The following is a 17610-nucleotide window of genomic DNA, read 5'->3' as shown; positions in this document are numbered from 1 at the left end:
ACGCAAGGAGTTGACCGTGAACCACCCATCCGCCCTTCCCACCCCCGCCAGCCTGATGCCGATCGCCGCCCGCCCCGACATCCTTTTCGTCCGTGGCCAAGGCGCCTGGTTGTTCGATGCCGAAGGCCGCCGCTACCTCGACTGGATGCAAGGCTGGGCGGTCAATTGCCTGGGCCATTCGCCGCAGGTGATCGTCGATGCCGTCGCGCAACAGGCGGCGACGCTGCTCAACCCCGGCCCGGCCTTCCACAACCTGCCGGCAATGCGCCTGGCCGAAAAACTGACCGCGCACAGCGGCTTCGACCACGTCTTCTTCGCCAGCTCCGGCGCCGAGGCCAACGAAGGCGCGATCAAGCTGGCGCGCAAATGGGGGCAGTTGCACAAGGGCGGCGCGCACGAGATCGTCACCTTCGTCGACGGCTTCCACGGGCGCACGCTGGCGACCATGTCGGCGAGCGGCAAGCCCGGCTGGGACACGCTCTTCGCGCCGCAGGTGGCGGGCTTTCCGAAAGCCCGGCTGAACGATATCGCCTCGGTCAACCGGCTGATCGGACCCAACACCGTCGCCGTCATGCTCGAACCGATCCAGGGCGAAGCCGGCGTCATCCCGGCCAGCGGCGACTTCCTGCGCCAGTTGCGGCAACTGTGCGACGCGCGGCAGCTACTGCTCATCGTCGATGAAGTGCAGACCGGCGTCGGCCGTACCGGCCACCTCTTCGCCCACAGCGCGCACGCCATCCAGCCGGACATCATGACGCTCGGCAAGGGCCTCGGCGGCGGCCTGCCAATCTCGGCGCTGCTCGCCACCCGCGCCGCTTCCTGCTTCGCCCCCGGCGACCAGGGCGGCACCTACTGCGGCAACCCGCTGGTCTGCGCCGCCGGGCTGGCCGTGCTCGACACCCTGCTCGCCGACGGCTTCCTGACCGCCAGCCGGCAGCGCGGCGCACAGCTCGCCGAGGCGCTGCGCGCGCTGTCCGCCGAACTCGGCCTCGGCGCAGTGCGCGGTGAAGGTTTCCTGCTCGCCCTCGAACTCGGCGCCGACCTCGGCCCCGCCATCGTCGTCCACGCCCGCGAGCTCGGCCTGCTGGTCAACGCGCCACGCCCGCACTGCCTGCGGCTGATGCCGGCACTGAACACCAGCGAAGCGGAAATCGCCGACGGCATCGCCCTGCTCCGCCGCGCCATCGCCGATGTGCAAGAGGCACAAGCATGAGCCCGGCCGAACGGCAGCCCTGGCTCGCCGCCAGCCGCATCATCGACTGGCGGCAGCCGGCCGTCCTCGCCCAGGCGCATGGCCTCGCCGCCGGCCTTGACGGCGACGCCGCTATCGCCGCCGCCTGTTTCCGCTTCGTGCGCGACGAAATCCGCCACAGTTGGGACCACCGGCTGAACCCGGTCACCTGCGCCGCCTCCGCCGTACTCGAACACCGCACCGGCTATTGCTACGCCAAGAGCCACCTGCTCGCCGCGCTGCTGCGCGCCAACGGCATCCCGGCCGGCCTCTGCTACCAGCGCCTGAGCATCGCCGACGGCCGCCCGCCGTACTGCCTGCACGGCCTCAACGCCGTGTATCTGGCCGCACACGGCTGGTACCGGATCGACGCACGCGGCAACAAACCCGGTATCGATGCCCAATTCACGCCGCCGGTCGAGCGCCTGGCGTTTTCGGTCAACCTGCCCGGCGAAGCAGATTTGCCGGGCATCCACGGCGAGCCGCTGGCGCTGGTGCTGCGGGTGCTGGAAAGCGCCGGCGATTACCGCGAAGTCGCAGACAGCTTGCCCGACATCACCGATTGACTTCAAACATCATGCAGAAAAATGACACTCGGACGGGAATCAGTCACGTTATTGGCGGCCCTCCTCACACTGATACCCGGACCGTCCGCTCACTGCGCTTCCATGCTGCAACGCGCTTCCTGACTCCCCGCCGCGGCCAGGCAGACGGCTACGATCCCCAGGCCGTCGACGCTGACCACCCAGTCCTGGCGGCCGCTGGCGGGGTTCGGGTAGAGCTGGCGCAGGTGGCGGCGCAGGCTGCCGCTGCGCCGGTCTTCGAGAAGATCGGCGAGACGCCGCGGCCGGTAGCTGGCGCCATCCGGCGTCGCCAGCCGGTAGCTGGCCAGCGCCCGCGCGTAGGCGTCGAGCGCGAATTCGGTCTGCTCGGCGAGCTCGCGCCGGGCGGCGCTGTACCAGGACTCGCCGAGCAGCGCCAGACCGTAGCCGGCGACGGCGACCACAAACAGCATCAGCAGGTAGGTATAGCCGCCCTGCCTACCAGTCGGCGTAGCGCGACCCATCGAGCCCCTTCCCTTCGGCGCCGCTGTGCAGATCGCCGACACCGATGCCGTTTTCGCCGGCGGTGATGCGCCAGGTGTCCGCCCTTTCGGTGAGCGGGTCGGTCGGCCGCTGGCGCAGGTAGCGTTCGGCGACCAGTTCGTCGAGCGATTCCGGCGAACGCCCGCGGTCCATGTGGAATTTGTCGAGCGCGTCGCGGACGATGAACAGCGTCTGGCGCAGCGCGGCTTCGCGCGAGCGGTCGAGATGGACGAAGTAGCGCGGCGCGGCGATGGTCAGCAGGAGGGCGATGATCGCCATGACGACCATCATCTCGAGCAGGGTGAAGCCCTTTTCCCGTTTACCACGCACGATGCGGCACTCCGTTCAGGCCGACCGCCGGCGACAGCGAGTAGACGTCGAAAACGTCCTTGCCCGCTTGCGGATCGTCCGGCGGACTGGCGTAGGAACGCAGCCCCCAGGTGGCGGCGGCGGGTGCCCGCGGATCGGGGTGGAAGGGATCGCGCGGCAGGCGGCGCAGAAAATACAGCATACGCCCGTCGGCGCTGCGGGCATCCGGCACGCCCTCGGTCAGCACTTCAAGATTGGGCGGGTAGCCCGAGCCGTCGGCCTGACGGGCGATCAGGCCGGACTCGTGGGCCTGGTGGTAACGGTCTAGCGCGCTGCGGATGTCGCGCAGGGCCTGGCGCAGTTCGCGCTCCTGGGCGCGCTGGTGCACCAGTTGCGAGAGCGGGGCGATGCCGGTCGCCAGGACGCCGATGATGGCGACGACGATCGCCATCTCGATCAGGGTGAAGCCGGCGGTCGTCTGCCGTTTCATTGATTCGTCGGCGCCGGGCTGGCCGCCTCCGGTAGCGCGGCGCCGCCGTCGCGCCATTCGCCGCCTGGCGCGTTCCAGATCTGCTGCGCCGCGCTCGGGCGCGACGGCGCGCGCAGCACGCGCGGGGTGATCAGCAGGACGATTTCGGTTTTCGCGCCGCTGTCGCGCTTCGAGGCGAAGAGGCGGCCGAGGACCGGCAGGTCGCCGAGCACGGGAACCTGGCTGGCGCTGCGCCGCTCCTCGTCGGAAATCAGGCCGGCGAGGATCTGCGTCTGACCGTTGCGCAGGCGCAGGCTGGTGTTCGTGCTGCGCGTGCCGACGATGTAGGCGAGCGATTGCTGCGGCCCCATCACCTCGCGCACCACCGACGACACTTCGAGGCCGATCTTGATCCCGACGTCGTCGGCGTCATGCACCTGCGGTTCGACATCGAGTTTGAGCCCGACATCGAGATAGCTGACCGAGGCCGCCACCCCGACGTTGGCGGTCAACGTCGTGGTGAACAGCGGCAGCTTCTCGCCGATGTGGATGCGCGCCTTCTCGCGGTGCTTGACGCGGATGCGCGGGTTGGCCAGCAGGTTGCCGTTGCCCTTCTCGCCGCGCAGGTTGAGCAGGACCATCGGATTCGGCGCGTACAGGGTGAGCTGGCCGGTATGCCTGAGATCGACGTTGCCGGGCGCCAGTTCGCCGCCAGGGACGGGGACGGTCTGCACGACGCCGCCGCTGAGCAGCGTCGTCGTGGTCGTCGGCGACAGGGCGCCAAGGCCGATCTGGTCGGGGAATTTCAGGCCGAGCTCCTGCAGGCGGTTGCGGCTGATTTCCAGGACCTCGACTTCGAGCATGACCTCGGGGTCGGCGGCATCGAGGCGGGCGACGAGGAATTCGGCCTGCCGCACGACCTCCGGCGTATCGCGCAGGATCAGCACGTTGAGCCGCTCGTCGACGTAAAGATCGCGGGCCTTCAGCACCTGCTTGAAGACGTTCTGCACCTGCTTGGCGTCGGCATTTTCCAGCGAGAAGCTGCGCGTCACCAGTTGCCGGTAGCTGCGCTGCTTGTCGGATTGGGCCGGGTAGATCAGCAGCGTGTTGGCCGAGACGATCTCGCGTTCGAGCTGGTGCGCCTTGAGGATGAGGCCGAGCACCTCCTCGAAGGGCAGGTTGCGGACGACGATGGTCACCTTGAGCTCCGGGCTGACATCCTGGTCGAGCACGATGTTCAGCCCGCTGGTCTTGGCCAGGGCCGTCACCACGTCGCTGAGCGGCGCATCCTTGAGCAGCAGGCTGACCGGCCGCCGGAAATTCTCCGCCAGGCGGATTGGCGGCGGCAACGCGGAAACCATGGCCGGCGCGGCTTCGGCAGCCGGCGGCGGCAGCGCTACCGGCGGCGCGCGCCATTCGGCGACCCGCTGTTCGAGCGGCGGCGGATTTTCCGCGGCGCTCTGCGGCAGCAGGCCGCAAGCGGCCAGTGGCGCGGCGAAAAACAAGACGAGGAAGCGCTTCACGGTTGGACTCCGGAGGATTCGAGTTCGAACTCGCGACGCTCCTGCGTCACGGTGTCGACCAGGGTAAGTTTGGCAATCGCCAGGCGTTCGACCCGGAAACGCTGGTCGATCAGTTCGCCGCGCCGGGCCATGGCGGCCCCCTGGGCGGTGCGGTAGAGAAGCTGGCGCTGCCGGCCGCTGGTGTAGATGCCGAGGATTTCCGGCCAGACGACGCTCTCTTCCTGGACTTCCGGCACCGCCTCCGGCGCCGGCGCGACGACGGTTTCCTCCGCCACCGGCGGCCGCGGCCGCGGCGGCAGCGCGGCGACGACACTTTCCGCCTCCGGCGCCGACGACTCGGGCAGGGAAACATAGACGGTGGCGAGCAGCGTCAGCCCGGCGGCGAGCGCGATCAGGCGGCGCCGCAACGGCCAGCGCTCGCGACTTGGCGCCGGCTTCAGCGCAAAGAGTGGCGGCCGGCAACGGCGGGCAGAGGCGGGCAAGACCGCCCAGCGCCACGGCGCGGCGGCCGCCCCGGCCGACGTCCAGCCCCGGCACCAGATCGTCCGCTCGCCGGCCGGCCAGGCCAGCTCGCCCAGCCAGCGCTGCAGTTCGGCTTCGCCGGCGGCAAGGTCGCCGACCACGAAGCTGCGCCAGCCCAGCCAGCGCCCGCGGGTCCAGGCGCCGACGCTGATCCGGTCGGCGCCGAAAACGGCAAGCGCGCCCTGCGCCGTGGCCGGCACCCGGGACAGGGCCTCGCCCCAGACCGTGAGCACCTGGCGCAAGGCCCGGCGGTTGGCCAGCGCAGCGGCAACCTCGGGCAGCAGGACGCTGACCAGACAGTTCGCCGACGATTTCCACCAGCCCGGCCAGGGCAGCCCGGCGGCGCGCGCCTCGCGCCAGTCGCCGGCCGCCAGTGCACCGTCGAACACCTCGCGCAGGCGATGGCCGATCAGCGCCCGCCGCTCCTCGCCGCGCAAGCCGCCGGCCGGCAGTTCGACCAGCAGGGTGCGCGCCCAGGCATCATCGACCAGGATTTCCCGGGCGACACCCGCGCTGGCAGGCACTGCCGCCAGGGCCGCGGCGAGATCGCCGGGACGCAGCGGCCCGCCGCTGGCCGGCCGGTCGGCGATGGCGATGCCGGCCGGGCCGATCTGCCAGGAAGCGGCTTCAGTCGGCCAGCGCACGCGCTGCCTCCTCGGGAGAAATCTCGCCGCTCAGCAGGCGCGGCCGCAGGCCGACCGACCAGTCGGTGACGCCGCGCTCGGCGGCCAAGTGCTTGAGCTGGCGGATCGGCATGCGGCCGACGATGGCCTCGCGCAGTTCGTCGTCGAGAACCAGATGCTGGGCGACCGCCAGGCGGCCGCGGCTACCGCTGCCGCGGCACGCCGGACAGCCCTGGCCGCGGCGCAGCCGCCGCCGCTCGTCGGCGCTCAGCGCCAGACGTTCGGCCAGGCGCGCGCCGGCCTCCGCCGGCACCAGGCAGTGCGGACAATTGAGGCGGAGCAGACGCTGGGCGACGATGCCGATCAGGCTGGCCGACAGCGCATAGAGGTCGATCCCCATGTGGGTGAAACGCTGTATCACCTCGAAAACGCCGTTGGCGTGTACCGACGACAGCACCAGGTGGCCGGTCAGCGCCGCCTGGACGGCGATCTCGGCGGTTTCCGGATCGCGGATCTCGCCGACCATGATGCGATCCGGGTCGTGGCGCAGGATGGAGCGCAGGCCGCGGGCGAAGTTCAGGCCCTTGCGTTCGTTGACCGGCACCTGCAGGACGCCGGGTAACTGGTACTCGACCGGGTCCTCGATGGTGATCGTCTTCTCGCCGGCCTGCGCGGTCTCCATCAGCAAGGCGTAGAGGCTGGTCGTCTTGCCGCTGCCGGTCGGCCCGGTGAGCAGGAGCATGCCGTGCGGACGAGCGGCGAGGCGACGGAGTTCGTCGGCCTGGGCCGCGGGAAAACCGAGCGCGGCGAGCGACAGGCGACCGTCGCCGGCCGCCAGCCGGCGCTTGTCGAGGATGCGCAGGACGACATCCTCGCCGTGCAGGCTGGGCATCACCGAGACCCGGAAATCGATCGGCTGCTCGCCCTGGCCGTCGAGCGCGACCTTGAAGCGGCCGTCCTGCGGCACGCGCGTCTCGGCGATGTCGAGATCGGCCAGCACCTTGATCCGCGACACCACCTGCTCGGCCAGCGCCCGGCCGCCGGCCTCGTTGACGCCGCCGACTTCGAGCAGGCCGCCGTCGATCCGGAACTTGATCGACAGGCCGTTCGGACAGGCTTCGAGATGGATGTCGCTGGCACCGTCGGCTACCGCGTCGTGCAGGGTCGAATCGACCAGGCGGACGACCGGGTTGTCCTCGACCGCCAGCGAATTGAGCGTGATCCGCGCTTCCGTGCTGCCCGCCGGCAGCGCCGCCGACGGCACATCGGCGAGGGCGCGATAGGTGTCGCTGGCGAGCGCCAGTTGTTCCTGCAGCCAGTCGTCGGCGCAGGGCTGCCAGTGCCAGGGCTCGCCCAGGCGGGCGTCGAGCCAGGCGATCAGCACGGCGTCCGGCGGCTCGACGCGGGCCAGGCGCAAGGCGCCGGACGCCGCGCGCAGGGGCAGCATCTGCCAGCGTAGCAGCGCCGCCAGCGGCAGCTCGGGAAGACAGCTCAGGGCGATCTCGTTCATCTCAGCCCAGTCCTTCCGCCAACTGGAAGATCGGCATGTAGAGCAGCACGACGATGCCGCCGATCAGCAGGCCCATCGCCGCCATCAGCAGCGGTCCGGCGAAGCGGGAGAGCATCTCGCTGGCGTGCAGGACGCGCTGGTCGTGAAAGGCGGCGGCCCGGCCGAGCAGTTCGCCCAACTGGCCGGATCTTTCGCCGGCCTGGATCAGGCGCAAGGCCACCGGGGTCACCAGACCGTGATCGGACAAGGCGGCCGATAGGCGCCGCCCTTCGCGCACGCTGCTGGCGACGGCGGCGGCCGCCGGGCGCAGGGTGACCGCCAGGATGTCGCGGCTGAGGTCGAGCGCCTTGGCCAGCGGCAGACCGGCGGCGAGCAGCAGGCCAAGGCTGTGGAAATAGTGGGAGAGCTGGATTTCGCGCAACAGATGGCCGACCCCGGGCAGCCCGCCGAGCCAGGCCGTCAGACGCGCCCGCCAGGCCGCCTGGCGCCAGAGCAGGATGGCGCCCGCCGGAATCAGGGCCAGACCACCGAGGATCAGCCCGGCACGGCCGCTGGCGAAATCGCCCCAGGCCAGCAGCAGGCGCGCCGCCCAGGGCAAGGGTCCGAGGACGTCGCGATAGACCAGGGCAAAACGCGGTACCACGTAAAGCATCAGGAACAGGACGACGGCGCCGCCGGCGACCAGCAGCAGCAGCGGATAGGTTGCCGCCGCCCACAGCTTGTCGCTGAATTCGCCGAGCTGGCGCCGGTAGCCGACGTAGCGCGCCAGCGCCTCGGCCAGGTTGCCGGTGCGTTCGGCCGCCTTCAGCATCGACTGCAGGATCGCCGGAAAATGCGCCGGCTGGCTGGCCAGCGCCGCCGACAGCGCCTGCCCGGTGGCGACCACCGCCAGCAGTTGGGCAATCGCCTGCCGGAAATCGGCATCATCCTCGCTATCGGCCAGCGCCGCCAGGCTTTCCGGGACGGAAATCCCGGCCGCCAGCAGGGTCTGCAATTGATCGCAGAAGATCAGATGGCGGTCGTGGCCGCCGCGGCTCCGGCGCAAGCCGGCCCAGGCCGGCCAGTGCGGCCGGATCGAGAGCAGCGTCGTGCCGTCCCGGGCGAGACGGGCGCGCAACTCGGCGGCGCCGGCGGCGTCGTGGAGTTGACTGACGACCGAGCCGTCGGCAGTGAGGCTGCGGACCTTGTAGCGCATCGACCTTCCCTAGTTCGAACTGATGTCGGCGTTGCCGTCCTGGCCGCCCGGCTTGCCGTCCTGCCCGTAGGAGAGGACTTCGTACTCCCCGGCGCGCCCCGGCGCGAAGTAGGCGTAGTTGTTGCCCCACGGGTCCTGCGGCAGGGCCTTGGCCAGGTAGGGACCGTGCCAGCGTCCCACCCGCGCCGGCGGTGCCAGCAGCGCCGCCAGCCCTTGTTCGGTGGTCGGATAGGCGCCGACGTCGAGCCGGTACTGATCGAGCGCCTTGCTGAAGGCTTCGATCTGCGCCTTGGCAACCTTCACTTCGGAACGCCCGACCTGGGAAAAGAAGCGCGGCGCGACGTAGCTGGTGAGCAGGCCGATGATGACCAGCACGACCAGCATCTCGAGCAGCGTGAACCCCCGCGCCGGCGCGGCCGACCGGAGTCGGCCGCAAACGGATGAAACAGCTGCGCTCACGCGAAGCTGTCCGTCATCAGGTTGGAGAACCACTGGCGCATTTCCCGGAGACTTTCCGCGTCCGGTGACGGGGCTTCGGCCGGGTTGTTGGCCACCACCTTCATCGTCTTGCTGACCGGGTCGTAGGCGAAGACGGCGGTCAGCCACGACGCCTGGGTTGACGACACCGGGGAATAGCAGGCCGAATTGGTCATGATCGCCGAATCCGGTGCCAGTCCGAGCATGGCACGGACGATCGCGTCGGCGCAGACCTTGGCTTCCTGGTTGGCGATGTGGCCGGCCTTGGGCTGGGTGGTCGCCGACGAGTCGCCGATGATATGCACGTTCTTGGCGGCGGTCGATTCGTAGTTCAGGACATTGACGCCGGCCCAGCGACCATTGACGTTGACCAGGCCATTGCTGGCCAGCACCGCACCGGCGCGCTGGTTGGGAATGACGTTGAGCACATTGGCCTTGATCTGGGTCCCGGTCGCCGTGACGACGGTGCGCGTCAACGCATTGACCGAGGCCACCGCGACGCCCGGGCGATAGTCGATGCCGAGCTTGCTGAAAGCCACGCTGAAGGTGTGCGCTTCGGCTGTGATGCCCGGGTTTTCGTCAAGGACGATCACCTTCGAGCCCGGCTTGTAGCGCTTGAAATAATCGGCAACGATGCAAGCCCGTTCGTAGGGTCCGGGCGGGCAGCGGTAAGGCGCCTTCGGAATGCTCATCAGGAAGGTCCCGCCAGCCTTCATGCTCTGAATCTGCGTGCGCAACGTGGCGGTCTGCGGCCCGGTCTTCCAGGCATGCGGCACGAGCGCCTGCGCGGCAGCGGTTTCCAGGCCGGGAACGACATCGAACTCGATCCCCGGCGCCACCACCAGATGGTCGTAGAACAAGGGAGCGCCGACATCCAGCGTCACCTTCTTGGCCACCGGATCGATACCGCGAACCGTCGCCTGGACGCGCTTCACGCCATAGCTGCTGACCAGGCGGTTCCAGTTGAAATTAAGGCTGTTGAGGGTCAGCTGGTTGTTGAGCACCAGATTGCTCATGATGTTCGAAACGTAGGCCGATGCCGGCTCGACCAGGGTCACCTGGACCTTGCTGCCGCCCCACAGACGCAGGTACTTGGCGACGGTTGCGCCGGCCATGCCGCCACCGACGACGACGACCCGGCCGCTCGCGGCGTAGGTGGTCGGCACGGGGTGGACCGGCGCGTTGCTGGGAATCCAGATCGGGCTGGTGCCGGTCAGGCTGGCCGGCAAGCCGTCGGCCAGAGCACGCGACAGGGGCAACATCGAGAGGCCGCCGGCGCCGAAAGCGGCGAGGATTTTTCTGCGATTAACGTTCATTTCATTCTCCCCGGATCATTTCTTGACGCTGGCGAAATACGCGGCCATCGCCGCAATCTGGGCGTCGGTATAGGCCGCCGCATGCACTCCCATGATTCCGTCTTCCTTCTCCACCTTCATTTCCGCCATTTCGGACTTGAGTTCGCTCGCCGACATGCCGGCGAGACGCTCGAAGCCCGATACCGCCTTGCCGTTCGTGCCGTGACACTGAAAGCAGTTGGACGCCAGGAGACGCCCATTGGGCGGCGTCCCGGCAACCTGGGCGATGCCCTGCAGCGGCAGGCAAGCCGCCAGCAGGATCCATGCATTTCTTTTCACCATGATCGATTCCTCCTGATTCTAATAAATTGCCAAATTCGAATATTTCTCTATGCCGATACAACCGGCGACACTGCGCTGCTACAACAATCGACTTCAGCCTTCCCGCAACAAGTTACGGCGACATGCTTAAAACAAGATGAAGCAGCGCTTCCTGCGGAAATTTCACGCGGTAATTTTTCCCACGCGAATTCATCTTAGTGTCGAATCCGCGCACTGTAAACCCCACGATCCCAGCGAGCCGCCCACTCCTTGATATGTTGGGGAGAAGCTTTCGAGCCCGCAAAAAGTGCAGGAGCCCCCTTTGGCGATGAGAAGAATTCGCTTTACCGAAAGCGGAATACGTGGAAAAATGTTCCACAAAATATAAAACAGCACCATCTCCTTCACCACCGGCAGGCCCCAGCCAAAGCAGGCAATGACAGAATCCCCCATCCGTTCGGCACTGCTTGACGCGATGCATCGCATCCTGGCTCCGCTTGTCCGGGTCCTGCTGACACACGGGATCACGCTGCCGGTCGTGATCGAGATCCTCAAGCGGGTCTATGTCAACGTCGCCGACCGCGATTTCCGGCTCGACGACAAACCCTCGACCGACAGCCGGATCAGCCTGCTGACCGGCGTCCATCGCAAGGACGTCAAGCGCCTGCGCGAACTACCGAAGATCGGCGCAGCCCTCCCCCCCAAGGTTTCCTTGAGCGCCCAGATCGTCGCCCGCTGGATCACCGACGGGCGCTGGCTGGACGAGGCCGGCAAGCCACGCCCCTTGCCCCGCCTGGCGCGGCACGGCGGCGACATTTCCTTCGAGGCCCTGGTCGCGAGCGTCAGTCAGGACATCCGGCCGCGCTCGGTCCTCGACGAATGGCTGCACCAGGAAATGGCCAGCATCGACGCCGAAGACCGGGTGGTCCTCGCCACCGACGCCTTCGTACCACGCAAGGGCAACGAGGAAAAACTCGCTTATTTCGCCCACAACCTCGGCGACCATGCCGCCGCCGCGGCCGACAACGTACTTGGCAAAGCCAGGCCGTGGTTCGAGCGCAGCGTCCATCACAACGGGATGACCCGCGACGAGATCGAAGGCATGCGCACGCTGGCGGCGGAAATCGGCATGCAGATGCTGACCCGCCTGCACAGCACCGCCGAAGATGCACGCCAGGCCCGCCCGGAGCAGGCGTCCGATAGCGACCAGCGCTTCACCTGCGGAATTTACTTCTACAGCGCCGAAGATCAGTGCCAAGCCAGCGAGCCGGATCGATGAAACGCCGTTTCCTTGCCGCCCTCCTCCCCCTGCTGCTTCAGGCACCGGCCTGGGCGGCGCCGGTCTGCGTCGATCCGGAACGCCCCGAACTCAACCATCCGGTGCGCGAAGAAAAGGGCGCTGGCGGCATCGGCGGTACCGGACATCAGCCGGGCACCGGTGGCATCGGCGGAACCGGACACGAGCCTGGCAATGGCGGCATCGGCGGCACCGGGCTGGCGCCGGCTGGGGGCGGCATCGGCGGGACCGGCGCGCCGCTGGGCGACGCCGGTTCGGTCGGTATCGTCGGCGTCATCAGCGGCTTTGCGTCGGTCTGCATCAATGGCGTCGAGGTTCATTTCGACAACGCGGTCCCCGTCAGCGACAACGGCGAACCCTCGGCCGCCGGCAAGCTGGCGGTCGGTCAGGTTGTCTCGATCGAGGCCGGCCAATCGCCCAGAGGACTGGAAGCCAAGAACATCGCCGTCCTCCACGCGCTGGAAGGGCCGGTTACCGATATCCATCCAGGCGGCAAGCTGATCCACGTCATGGGCCAGCCCGTCACGCTCGGCCCCAACACCCGGCTGGCCGGCGCGCCGCTGGCACCGGGACAACAGGTCAAGGTCAGCGCCCTCAGCGGCGCCAACGGCAAGCTCTTCGCAACGCGGATTCAGGCAGCCAAGCTCGATCAGGCCAGTGTCCAGGGGGCGGTGATGCGCACTGGCAATGCCAACACAGTCAATGGCGTTCGCGTCGGCGCACCGCTCACCGCCGATGCCGCGGTAGTCAAGGGTAAATGGACCGGTAGCGCACTGGTGCCCAGCAGCGTCAAGCCGGACCCCAGCACCCGCCTCAAGGAGAATGTCGGTCGCCTGCTGATCGAAGGCCTGGTTCAGGATCGGCCAAGCGCCGAAAGTCTCACGGTGGCCGGCGTACGCGTCAATACCGCGCAACTGCCGCGCGACAGCGTGCGCTCAGTGCAGACCAATCAACGGGTCTTCATCGACGCGGCGGTCAACCGCTCCGGTCTCCTGGTGGCCCGGCGCATCGAGACCGAACAGGTCGCACACACCAACCATCCCGAACGTCGCAGCAACAACAGGAAGCCTTCGGTAAAAACGGAGAGCACGATCAAATCGTCAGTCGCGGAAAGCAGCGAAAGCGTATCCAGCGAGAAAATCGAAATTCCCGAGATCGAAGATATCGAAGAGATTGAGGAGAAGGCCGAGCACACCGAGAAATCCGAGCACACCGAGAAATCCGAGCACGCCGAGAAATCCGAGCACGCTGAACACGCCGAGAAGGCTGAACACGCTGAGAAGGCCGAGAAGGCTGAGAAGGCTGAGAAGGCTGAGAAGGCTGAGAAGGCTGAGAAGGCTGAGAAGGCTGAGAAGGCTGAGAAGGCCGAGAAGGTCGAGAAGGCCGAGAAGATCGAGAAGGCTGAGAAGGTCGAGAAGGCCGAGAAGGTCGAGAAGGTCGAGAAGGCCGAGAAGGTCGAGAAGGCCGAGAAGGTCGAGAAGGTCGAGAAGGTCGAGAAGGTCGAGAAGGTCGAGAAGGTCGAGAAGGTCGAGAAGGTCGAGAAGGTCGAGAAGGTCGAGAAGGTCGAGAAGGTCGAGAAGGTCGAGAAGGTCGAGAAGGTCGAGAAGGTCGAGAAGGTCGAGAGGCCCGAGAAGGTCGAGAAGGTCGAACGCCACTGAACAGCGGCGTCCCTCCCTTCTAGTTCGTCTTAAAAGGCATGGGAAATGAAGGCGCCCCCACCGAAGTCCGGACTGGCCCGGGAAAAGCCCTTGACCAGATAGGTCTGCAACTTCCAGTGGCGATCCAGCTTGTAAATCATGAAGCCGTTGATCTCACGCACCGGAGCGCCGCTATCCTGGAGTTTCTGGCGGTAATCGACACTGCTGCCGACCGTCGTCTTACTCGTAAGCTTGCTCATCCATCCCAGCGAGGAAAATACCGGGTCGTTCAGCGCGACCCCGGCCGGATCGCCGGTCCGCTTGTAACCCAAGGTAGCGAGCAAGGTATTTTCGCCAAACGCGCGATACAGGTCGACCTGCAGGGAAACATCGCTGTGACCGGTCCCCAGCCCCTTGCTGCTGTCGGCGGTCGGCAGTTTGACCTTGGCCATCAGTTCCACCAGCCAGGGACCGTTCTGCAGGGCGTTCCAGCCGACGCCGAGAACCACGTCGCCCAGCCCCGATACGGTTCGGGTGCCGGTCTTTCCGGGATCGATCGTCACCTGATCCGGGCCGTGCCCGATGACCGAAGCCGGCCCCCGCGTGTCGACGCGCGGAATCATCGCGCGAAAAGTCCAGTCGTCGACCTCATATTTCAAGCTGACCGGAACAACGAGGGTTTCGGTCCGTGAATCCTGGCCGTACTTGCCGCTGGAAAAATCGAGCCCGGTGCTGACGGTAAATTGCCCCTCGGCAAGCGCCAACGGCGTGTTCAACAAGGCGAGGACGGCGATCGCAAGGGATTTCATATTATTCAACAGAGTTAGGATCGCGGAATTCTAACTGCGACAGGGAAACGGACACCAGCGCAAAATCGGCCGAGCGCCGTCCGGCACTGCCGCAATGCCCGCTAAAAGCCGGCGCAGCGCAGACAATGCACCGAGCATGAAAGCCGCCAACGCGGCGGATCGCCGCGCGATCGATTCAGCGCAGCCAGGCGGCGAGCGCGACGGCGGCGGTGACGAGGTTGGCGAGTGCGAGCAGCAACAGGCGGCGGCGGGTCTTCTCGACGCGGGCGATCAGTTGCGCGTTCTGCTCGGCGAGCGACTGGATCACCTCGCCGGCGTTCTGCAACTGCGCATGCATTTCGTCGACCCGGACCTGCAGCGCGGCCAGCCGCTCTTCCGGGGTCGCGGCAGCCGCGCCGGGGGCGGCCGCCGGGGTCCGGCTGCCGACCTTCTGCCAGAGCTTGCGAGCGCCGTCGGCGACGGCCGGGGCGTTCTTGATCACGTCGGACCAGGGGACGTTGGATAGTATCGTCATCCAGCCGAGGGCCATGGTTTCTCCTTGTTGGCTGCGGGGCCGGTCAGCATAGCAGGCGCCGCCAGCCCAGTCCCGCGTTCAGTCGGCGAAGCGTGGCGGACGAGCTTCGCGGGCGGCGGCGCCGGCTTCGCGCAGGTCGGCGGAAAGCAGCATGGCGGCGTTCCAGGAGGCGACGTGAGCGAGGCCGTCGGCAACCGAATGATCGCGGCTGTAGTTGAGGACTTCCTTGCTGCCGCGGATGGCGAGCGGCGATTTGCCGGCGATGACGCGGGCGGTTTCGCGCACGTTGGCCAGCAGGCGGTCGGCATCCGGGCTGACGGCATTGACGAAGCCGTGGCGCAGCGCCTCGTCGGCGGCGAACTCGCGCCCGGTGTAGGCGAGTTCGCGGGCGATGCCGGGCGGGACCAGGCGCGGCAGCCGCTGCAGCGTGCCGACGTCGGCGACCATGCCGAGATCGATCTCGCGCACCGCGAAGCGCGCGTCGGCGCTGGCGTAGCGCAGGTCGCAGCAGCAGGCGAGGTCGAGACCGCCGCCCAGGCAGGCGCCCTGGATCGCGGCGATGACCGGCTTGCGGCAGCGCTCGGCAGCCGTCAGGCAATCCTGCAGGTCGATGATCAGGCGGCGCAGGGCTTCGCGGCTGCGCGCCTCGTCGGCGTCGGCAATGCGCGCCATGACGCCGCCCAGCATGGCGAGGTCGATGCCGGCGCAGAAGTGGCGACCGGCGCCGGCGAGGATGACGACGCGCACCGCCGGCGTCGCATCGGCCCAGTCGAAGAGCGTACGCAGTTCCTGCCACAGCGCGTCGTCGAGCGCGTTGGCCTTGTCCGGCCGGTTCAGCGTCGCCTCCAGCACGCCGTCGGCAAATTCGAGTCCGATCGCGCTGAGTTCGGGAAAAGTCATGATGGTCTCCAAAAAAAAGCCCCCGGCGGGCGGGGGCGAAAGACGCGAGGTCGCAGAGATAATCGGGGGAATCAGGCGTCGAACAGTTCGTCGCCGAGACCGGCAATTGCCGCGTCGCCGGTCTTGACCGTCTCGGCGAAAGCGATCGCCTGCGGCAGCATCTGATCGGCGTAGAAGCGGGCGCTGGCCAGCTTGGCGCGGTAGAACGGCAGGTCGCCCTCGCCCTTGTCGAGATAGCGGGCAGCGGCCAGTGCGGCCTTGGCCATCATCCAGCCGTTGCAGACGACGACGGCCAGGCTCAGGTAGGGGACGGCGGCGGTCAACACGCCGCCGAGGCCGGTTTTGGCGTTGGCCGCCAGCCATTCGCTGGAGTCGGTCCACATCTTCAGCGCGACGCCGAGCTTCTGGGCGATCGCCGCCAGTTCCGGCTTGCCGCTCGCGGTCAGCGTCTTGACCGTGGCGTAGATTTCGCCGAAGACGAGCTTCGCGGTGGCGCCCTGGTCGCGCATCAGCTTGCGGAACAGGAGGTCGTTGGCCTGGATGCCGGTGGTGCCTTCGTAGATCGTCGTGATGCGGGCGTCGCGGAAGTGCTGGGCGGCGCCGGTTTCTTCGATGAAGCCCATGCCGCCGTGGATTTGGATGCCGAGCGAGGTGACCTCGATGCCCATTTCGGTGCCGCCGCCCTTGACGATGGGGATCATGAATTCGGCCAGCCACAGCGCCTTCTTGCGTTCTTCGGCGTCGGCCAGGTGGCGGGCACGGTCGAGCAGACCGGAGGTGTAGTAGGTAAGCGCGCGGGCGGCTTCGACGCGCGACTTCATCAGCATCAGCATGCGCCGGATGTCCGGGTGTTTGTCGATGGTCACCAGCATTTCGCCGGTCAGCGCGTCGCGCCCCTGCTTGCGGTCGCGGGCGTAGGCGAGCGCCTGCTGGTAGGCGCGCTCGCCGATGGCGACGCCTTGCAGGCCGACGCCGAGACGGGCTTCGTTCATCATGATGAACATGTATTCGAGGCCGCGGTTGGCTTCGCCGAGCAGGTAGCCGATGGCGCCCTCGCCCTTGTCACCATAGGCCATGACGCAGGTCGGGCTGGCGTGGATGCCGAGCTTGTGTTCGAGCGAGATGCACCAGGCGTCGTTGCGCGCGCCGAGGCTGCCGTCCGCATTGACCAGGAACTTCGGGACCAGGAACATCGAGATGCCCTTGACCCCGGCCGGCGCGTCGGGCAGCCGGGCGAGCACGAGATGGACGATGTTGTCGGTCATGTCGTGGTCGCCGTAGGTGATGAAGATCTTCTGGCCGAAGACGCGGTAGGTGCCATCGCCCTGCGACTCGGCGCGCGAGCGGATCAGCGCCAGGTCGGAGCCGGCCTGCGGTTCGGTCAGGTTCATCGTCCCGGTCCACTCGCCGGAAACCATCTTTTCCAGGAACATCGCCTTCAGTTCGTCGCTGGCGCAGGTGAGCAGCGCTTCGACGGCGCCGGTGGTAAGCAAGGGGCCGAGACTGAAAGCCATGTTGGCCGAGCAGAGCATTTCCTTGGCGGCGATGCCGAGCGTGTCGGGCAGGCCCTGGCCACCGAACTCGGGCGGCAGGGTGATGCCGTTCCAGCCCGCTTCGCGGTACTGGGCGTAGGCTTCCTTCCAGCCGGCCGGCGTGCTCACGCCGTCGGCGCCGAGCTGGCAGCCCTGCTGGTCGCCGACGCGGTTCAAAGGGGCGATGACTTCGCCGGCGAATTTCGCCGCTTCGTCGAGAATGGCATCGGCCAGGTCCGGCGTCGCCTCTTCGAGACCGGGCAGGCTGCTCAGTTCCTTGAAGCCGGCCAGTTCATCCATGACGAAGCGCATGTCCTTGATCGGGGCGCGGTAGTCGCTCATTGTCTGTATCTCCTCTTGA

General features: G+C 67.5%; 18 protein-coding genes and 1 pseudogene. 5 read left to right on the top strand and 14 right to left on the bottom strand.

The annotated features are described in order from the left end of the window. The first annotated feature begins 16 nt into the window (after nucleotides 1-16). Both AC0KWY_RS21730 and AC0KWY_RS21725 read left to right on the top strand, forming a co-directional pair. Nucleotides 17-1213 carry an acetylornithine transaminase gene (locus AC0KWY_RS21730; RefSeq protein WP_474027579.1) on the top strand — a complete coding sequence of 399 codons (1197 nt, stop codon included), beginning with the start codon at nucleotides 17-19 and terminating at the stop codon, nucleotides 1211-1213. After that, nucleotides 1210-1797, top strand: coding sequence for a transglutaminase-like domain-containing protein (locus tag AC0KWY_RS21725; protein ID WP_474027578.1), 588 nt, complete (start codon nucleotides 1210-1212; stop codon nucleotides 1795-1797). The genes AC0KWY_RS21730 and AC0KWY_RS21725 overlap by 4 nt, the downstream gene beginning before the upstream one ends. An 89-nt stretch (nucleotides 1798-1886) precedes the next feature. Here AC0KWY_RS21725 and AC0KWY_RS21720 read toward each other — a convergent pair whose 3' ends face one another. The 10 genes from AC0KWY_RS21720 to AC0KWY_RS21675 are packed head-to-tail and all read right to left on the bottom strand — an operon-like array spanning nucleotide 1887 to nucleotide 10581. Beyond that, nucleotides 1887-2297, bottom strand: a complete 411-nt coding sequence (locus tag AC0KWY_RS21720) for an NUDIX hydrolase (protein ID WP_474027577.1) — start codon at nucleotides 2295-2297, stop codon at nucleotides 1887-1889. Next, nucleotides 2272-2646 (bottom strand): type II secretion system protein, encoded by a 375-nt coding sequence (locus AC0KWY_RS21715; RefSeq protein WP_474027576.1) that lies wholly within the window; start codon nucleotides 2644-2646, stop codon nucleotides 2272-2274. The genes AC0KWY_RS21720 and AC0KWY_RS21715 overlap by 26 nt, the downstream gene beginning before the upstream one ends. Next, nucleotides 2636-3115, bottom strand: a complete 480-nt coding sequence (locus tag AC0KWY_RS21710) for a type II secretion system protein (RefSeq protein WP_474027575.1) — start codon at nucleotides 3113-3115, stop codon at nucleotides 2636-2638. The genes AC0KWY_RS21715 and AC0KWY_RS21710 overlap by 11 nt, the downstream gene beginning before the upstream one ends. Further along, nucleotides 3112-4617: a secretin N-terminal domain-containing protein gene (locus AC0KWY_RS21705; protein ID WP_474027574.1), complete on the bottom strand. Its 1506-nt coding sequence runs from the start codon at nucleotides 4615-4617 to the stop codon at nucleotides 3112-3114. Before AC0KWY_RS21705 ends, AC0KWY_RS21710 begins: the two co-directional genes overlap by 4 nt. Next, the gene (locus AC0KWY_RS21700; RefSeq protein ID WP_474027573.1) at nucleotides 4614-5783 is read right to left on the bottom strand and encodes a hypothetical protein; all 1170 of its coding nucleotides are present in this window, start codon (nucleotides 5781-5783) and stop codon (nucleotides 4614-4616) included. Before AC0KWY_RS21700 ends, AC0KWY_RS21705 begins: the two co-directional genes overlap by 4 nt. Beyond that, nucleotides 5767-7272, bottom strand: a complete 1506-nt coding sequence (locus AC0KWY_RS21695; protein WP_474027572.1) for a GspE/PulE family protein — start codon at nucleotides 7270-7272, stop codon at nucleotides 5767-5769. Before AC0KWY_RS21695 ends, AC0KWY_RS21700 begins: the two co-directional genes overlap by 17 nt. Nucleotide 7273: 1 nt before the next feature. Beyond that, nucleotides 7274-8467 carry a type II secretion system F family protein gene (locus AC0KWY_RS21690; RefSeq protein ID WP_474027571.1) on the bottom strand — a complete coding sequence of 398 codons (1194 nt, stop codon included), beginning with the start codon at nucleotides 8465-8467 and terminating at the stop codon, nucleotides 7274-7276. Between the two features lie 9 nt (nucleotides 8468-8476). Further along, complete coding sequence (gspG, locus tag AC0KWY_RS21685; RefSeq protein ID WP_474027570.1) at nucleotides 8477-8926, bottom strand: type II secretion system major pseudopilin GspG; 450 nt, start codon at nucleotides 8924-8926, stop codon at nucleotides 8477-8479. Further along, the gene (locus AC0KWY_RS21680; RefSeq protein WP_474027569.1) at nucleotides 8923-10260 is read right to left on the bottom strand and encodes an FAD-dependent oxidoreductase; all 1338 of its coding nucleotides are present in this window, start codon (nucleotides 10258-10260) and stop codon (nucleotides 8923-8925) included. Before AC0KWY_RS21680 ends, gspG begins: the two co-directional genes overlap by 4 nt. Nucleotides 10261-10275: 15 nt before the next feature. Further along, a complete protein-coding gene (locus tag AC0KWY_RS21675; protein ID WP_474027568.1) occupies nucleotides 10276-10581 on the bottom strand; it encodes a c-type cytochrome in 306 nt (101 codons plus the stop codon). Between the two features lie 415 nt (nucleotides 10582-10996). Between AC0KWY_RS21675 and AC0KWY_RS21670 the strand changes: the two genes are divergently transcribed. The 3 genes and pseudogenes from AC0KWY_RS21670 to AC0KWY_RS21660 all read left to right on the top strand — a co-directional run bounded on the left by AC0KWY_RS21670 (nucleotide 10997) and on the right by AC0KWY_RS21660 (nucleotide 13515). Beyond that, entirely contained in the window at nucleotides 10997-11839 is an 843-nt protein-coding gene (locus tag AC0KWY_RS21670; protein WP_474027567.1) for a DUF6502 family protein, read from the top strand. After that, nucleotides 11836-12432, top strand: a pseudogene (locus tag AC0KWY_RS21665) (DUF5666 domain-containing protein); the annotation flags it as partial. The gene AC0KWY_RS21670 and the pseudogene AC0KWY_RS21665, both read left to right, overlap by 4 nt. 201 nt (nucleotides 12433-12633) lie before the next feature. Further along, a complete protein-coding gene (locus AC0KWY_RS21660; RefSeq protein ID WP_474029768.1) occupies nucleotides 12634-13515 on the top strand; it encodes a hypothetical protein in 882 nt (293 codons plus the stop codon). Nucleotides 13516-13544: 29 nt separating this feature from the next. Here the strand turns inward: AC0KWY_RS21660 and AC0KWY_RS21655 are convergent, their stop codons facing one another. The 4 genes from AC0KWY_RS21655 to AC0KWY_RS21640 form a co-directional block, all read right to left on the bottom strand. Beyond that, nucleotides 13545-14303, bottom strand: coding sequence for a hypothetical protein (locus tag AC0KWY_RS21655; RefSeq protein WP_474027566.1), 759 nt, complete (start codon nucleotides 14301-14303; stop codon nucleotides 13545-13547). A gap of 175 nt (nucleotides 14304-14478) precedes the next feature. Further along, a complete protein-coding gene (locus AC0KWY_RS21650; RefSeq protein ID WP_474027565.1) occupies nucleotides 14479-14832 on the bottom strand; it encodes a hypothetical protein in 354 nt (117 codons plus the stop codon). Nucleotides 14833-14895: 63 nt separating this feature from the next. Further along, complete coding sequence (locus tag AC0KWY_RS21645) at nucleotides 14896-15717, bottom strand: crotonase/enoyl-CoA hydratase family protein (protein ID WP_474027564.1); 822 nt, start codon at nucleotides 15715-15717, stop codon at nucleotides 14896-14898. Between the two features lie 71 nt (nucleotides 15718-15788). Beyond that, nucleotides 15789-17591, bottom strand: a complete 1803-nt coding sequence (locus AC0KWY_RS21640) for an acyl-CoA dehydrogenase (RefSeq protein WP_474027563.1) — start codon at nucleotides 17589-17591, stop codon at nucleotides 15789-15791. Nucleotides 17592-17610: the final 19 nt, after the last annotated feature.

This window comes from Azonexus sp. MM2026_4 (genome assembly GCF_055901855.1).
This window is presented reverse-complemented; position numbering and strand designations above follow the sequence as displayed.

What these genes read in the sequence shown, in the direction of transcription:
- AC0KWY_RS21720 (WP_474027577.1), bottom strand. Translation starts at nt 2,297, where the DNA reads ATGGGTCGCGCTACGCCGACTGGTAGGCAGGGCGGCTATACCTACCTG.
- AC0KWY_RS21675 (WP_474027568.1), bottom strand. Translation starts at nt 10,581, where the DNA reads ATGGTGAAAAGAAATGCATGGATCCTGCTGGCGGCTTGCCTGCCGCTG.
- AC0KWY_RS21655 (WP_474027566.1), bottom strand. Translation starts at nt 14,303, where the DNA reads ATGAAATCCCTTGCGATCGCCGTCCTCGCCTTGTTGAACACGCCGTTG.
- AC0KWY_RS21710 (WP_474027575.1), bottom strand. Translation starts at nt 3,115, where the DNA reads ATGAAACGGCAGACGACCGCCGGCTTCACCCTGATCGAGATGGCGATC.
- AC0KWY_RS21690 (WP_474027571.1), bottom strand. Translation starts at nt 8,467, where the DNA reads ATGCGCTACAAGGTCCGCAGCCTCACTGCCGACGGCTCGGTCGTCAGT.
- AC0KWY_RS21670 (WP_474027567.1), top strand. Translation starts at nt 10,997, where the DNA reads ATGACAGAATCCCCCATCCGTTCGGCACTGCTTGACGCGATGCATCGC.
- AC0KWY_RS21695 (WP_474027572.1), bottom strand. Translation starts at nt 7,272, where the DNA reads ATGAACGAGATCGCCCTGAGCTGTCTTCCCGAGCTGCCGCTGGCGGCG.
- AC0KWY_RS21680 (WP_474027569.1), bottom strand. Translation starts at nt 10,260, where the DNA reads ATGAACGTTAATCGCAGAAAAATCCTCGCCGCTTTCGGCGCCGGCGGC.
- AC0KWY_RS21725 (WP_474027578.1), top strand. Translation starts at nt 1,210, where the DNA reads ATGAGCCCGGCCGAACGGCAGCCCTGGCTCGCCGCCAGCCGCATCATC.
- AC0KWY_RS21650 (WP_474027565.1), bottom strand. Translation starts at nt 14,832, where the DNA reads ATGGCCCTCGGCTGGATGACGATACTATCCAACGTCCCCTGGTCCGAC.
- AC0KWY_RS21640 (WP_474027563.1), bottom strand. Translation starts at nt 17,591, where the DNA reads ATGAGCGACTACCGCGCCCCGATCAAGGACATGCGCTTCGTCATGGAT.
- AC0KWY_RS21645 (WP_474027564.1), bottom strand. Translation starts at nt 15,717, where the DNA reads ATGACTTTTCCCGAACTCAGCGCGATCGGACTCGAATTTGCCGACGGC.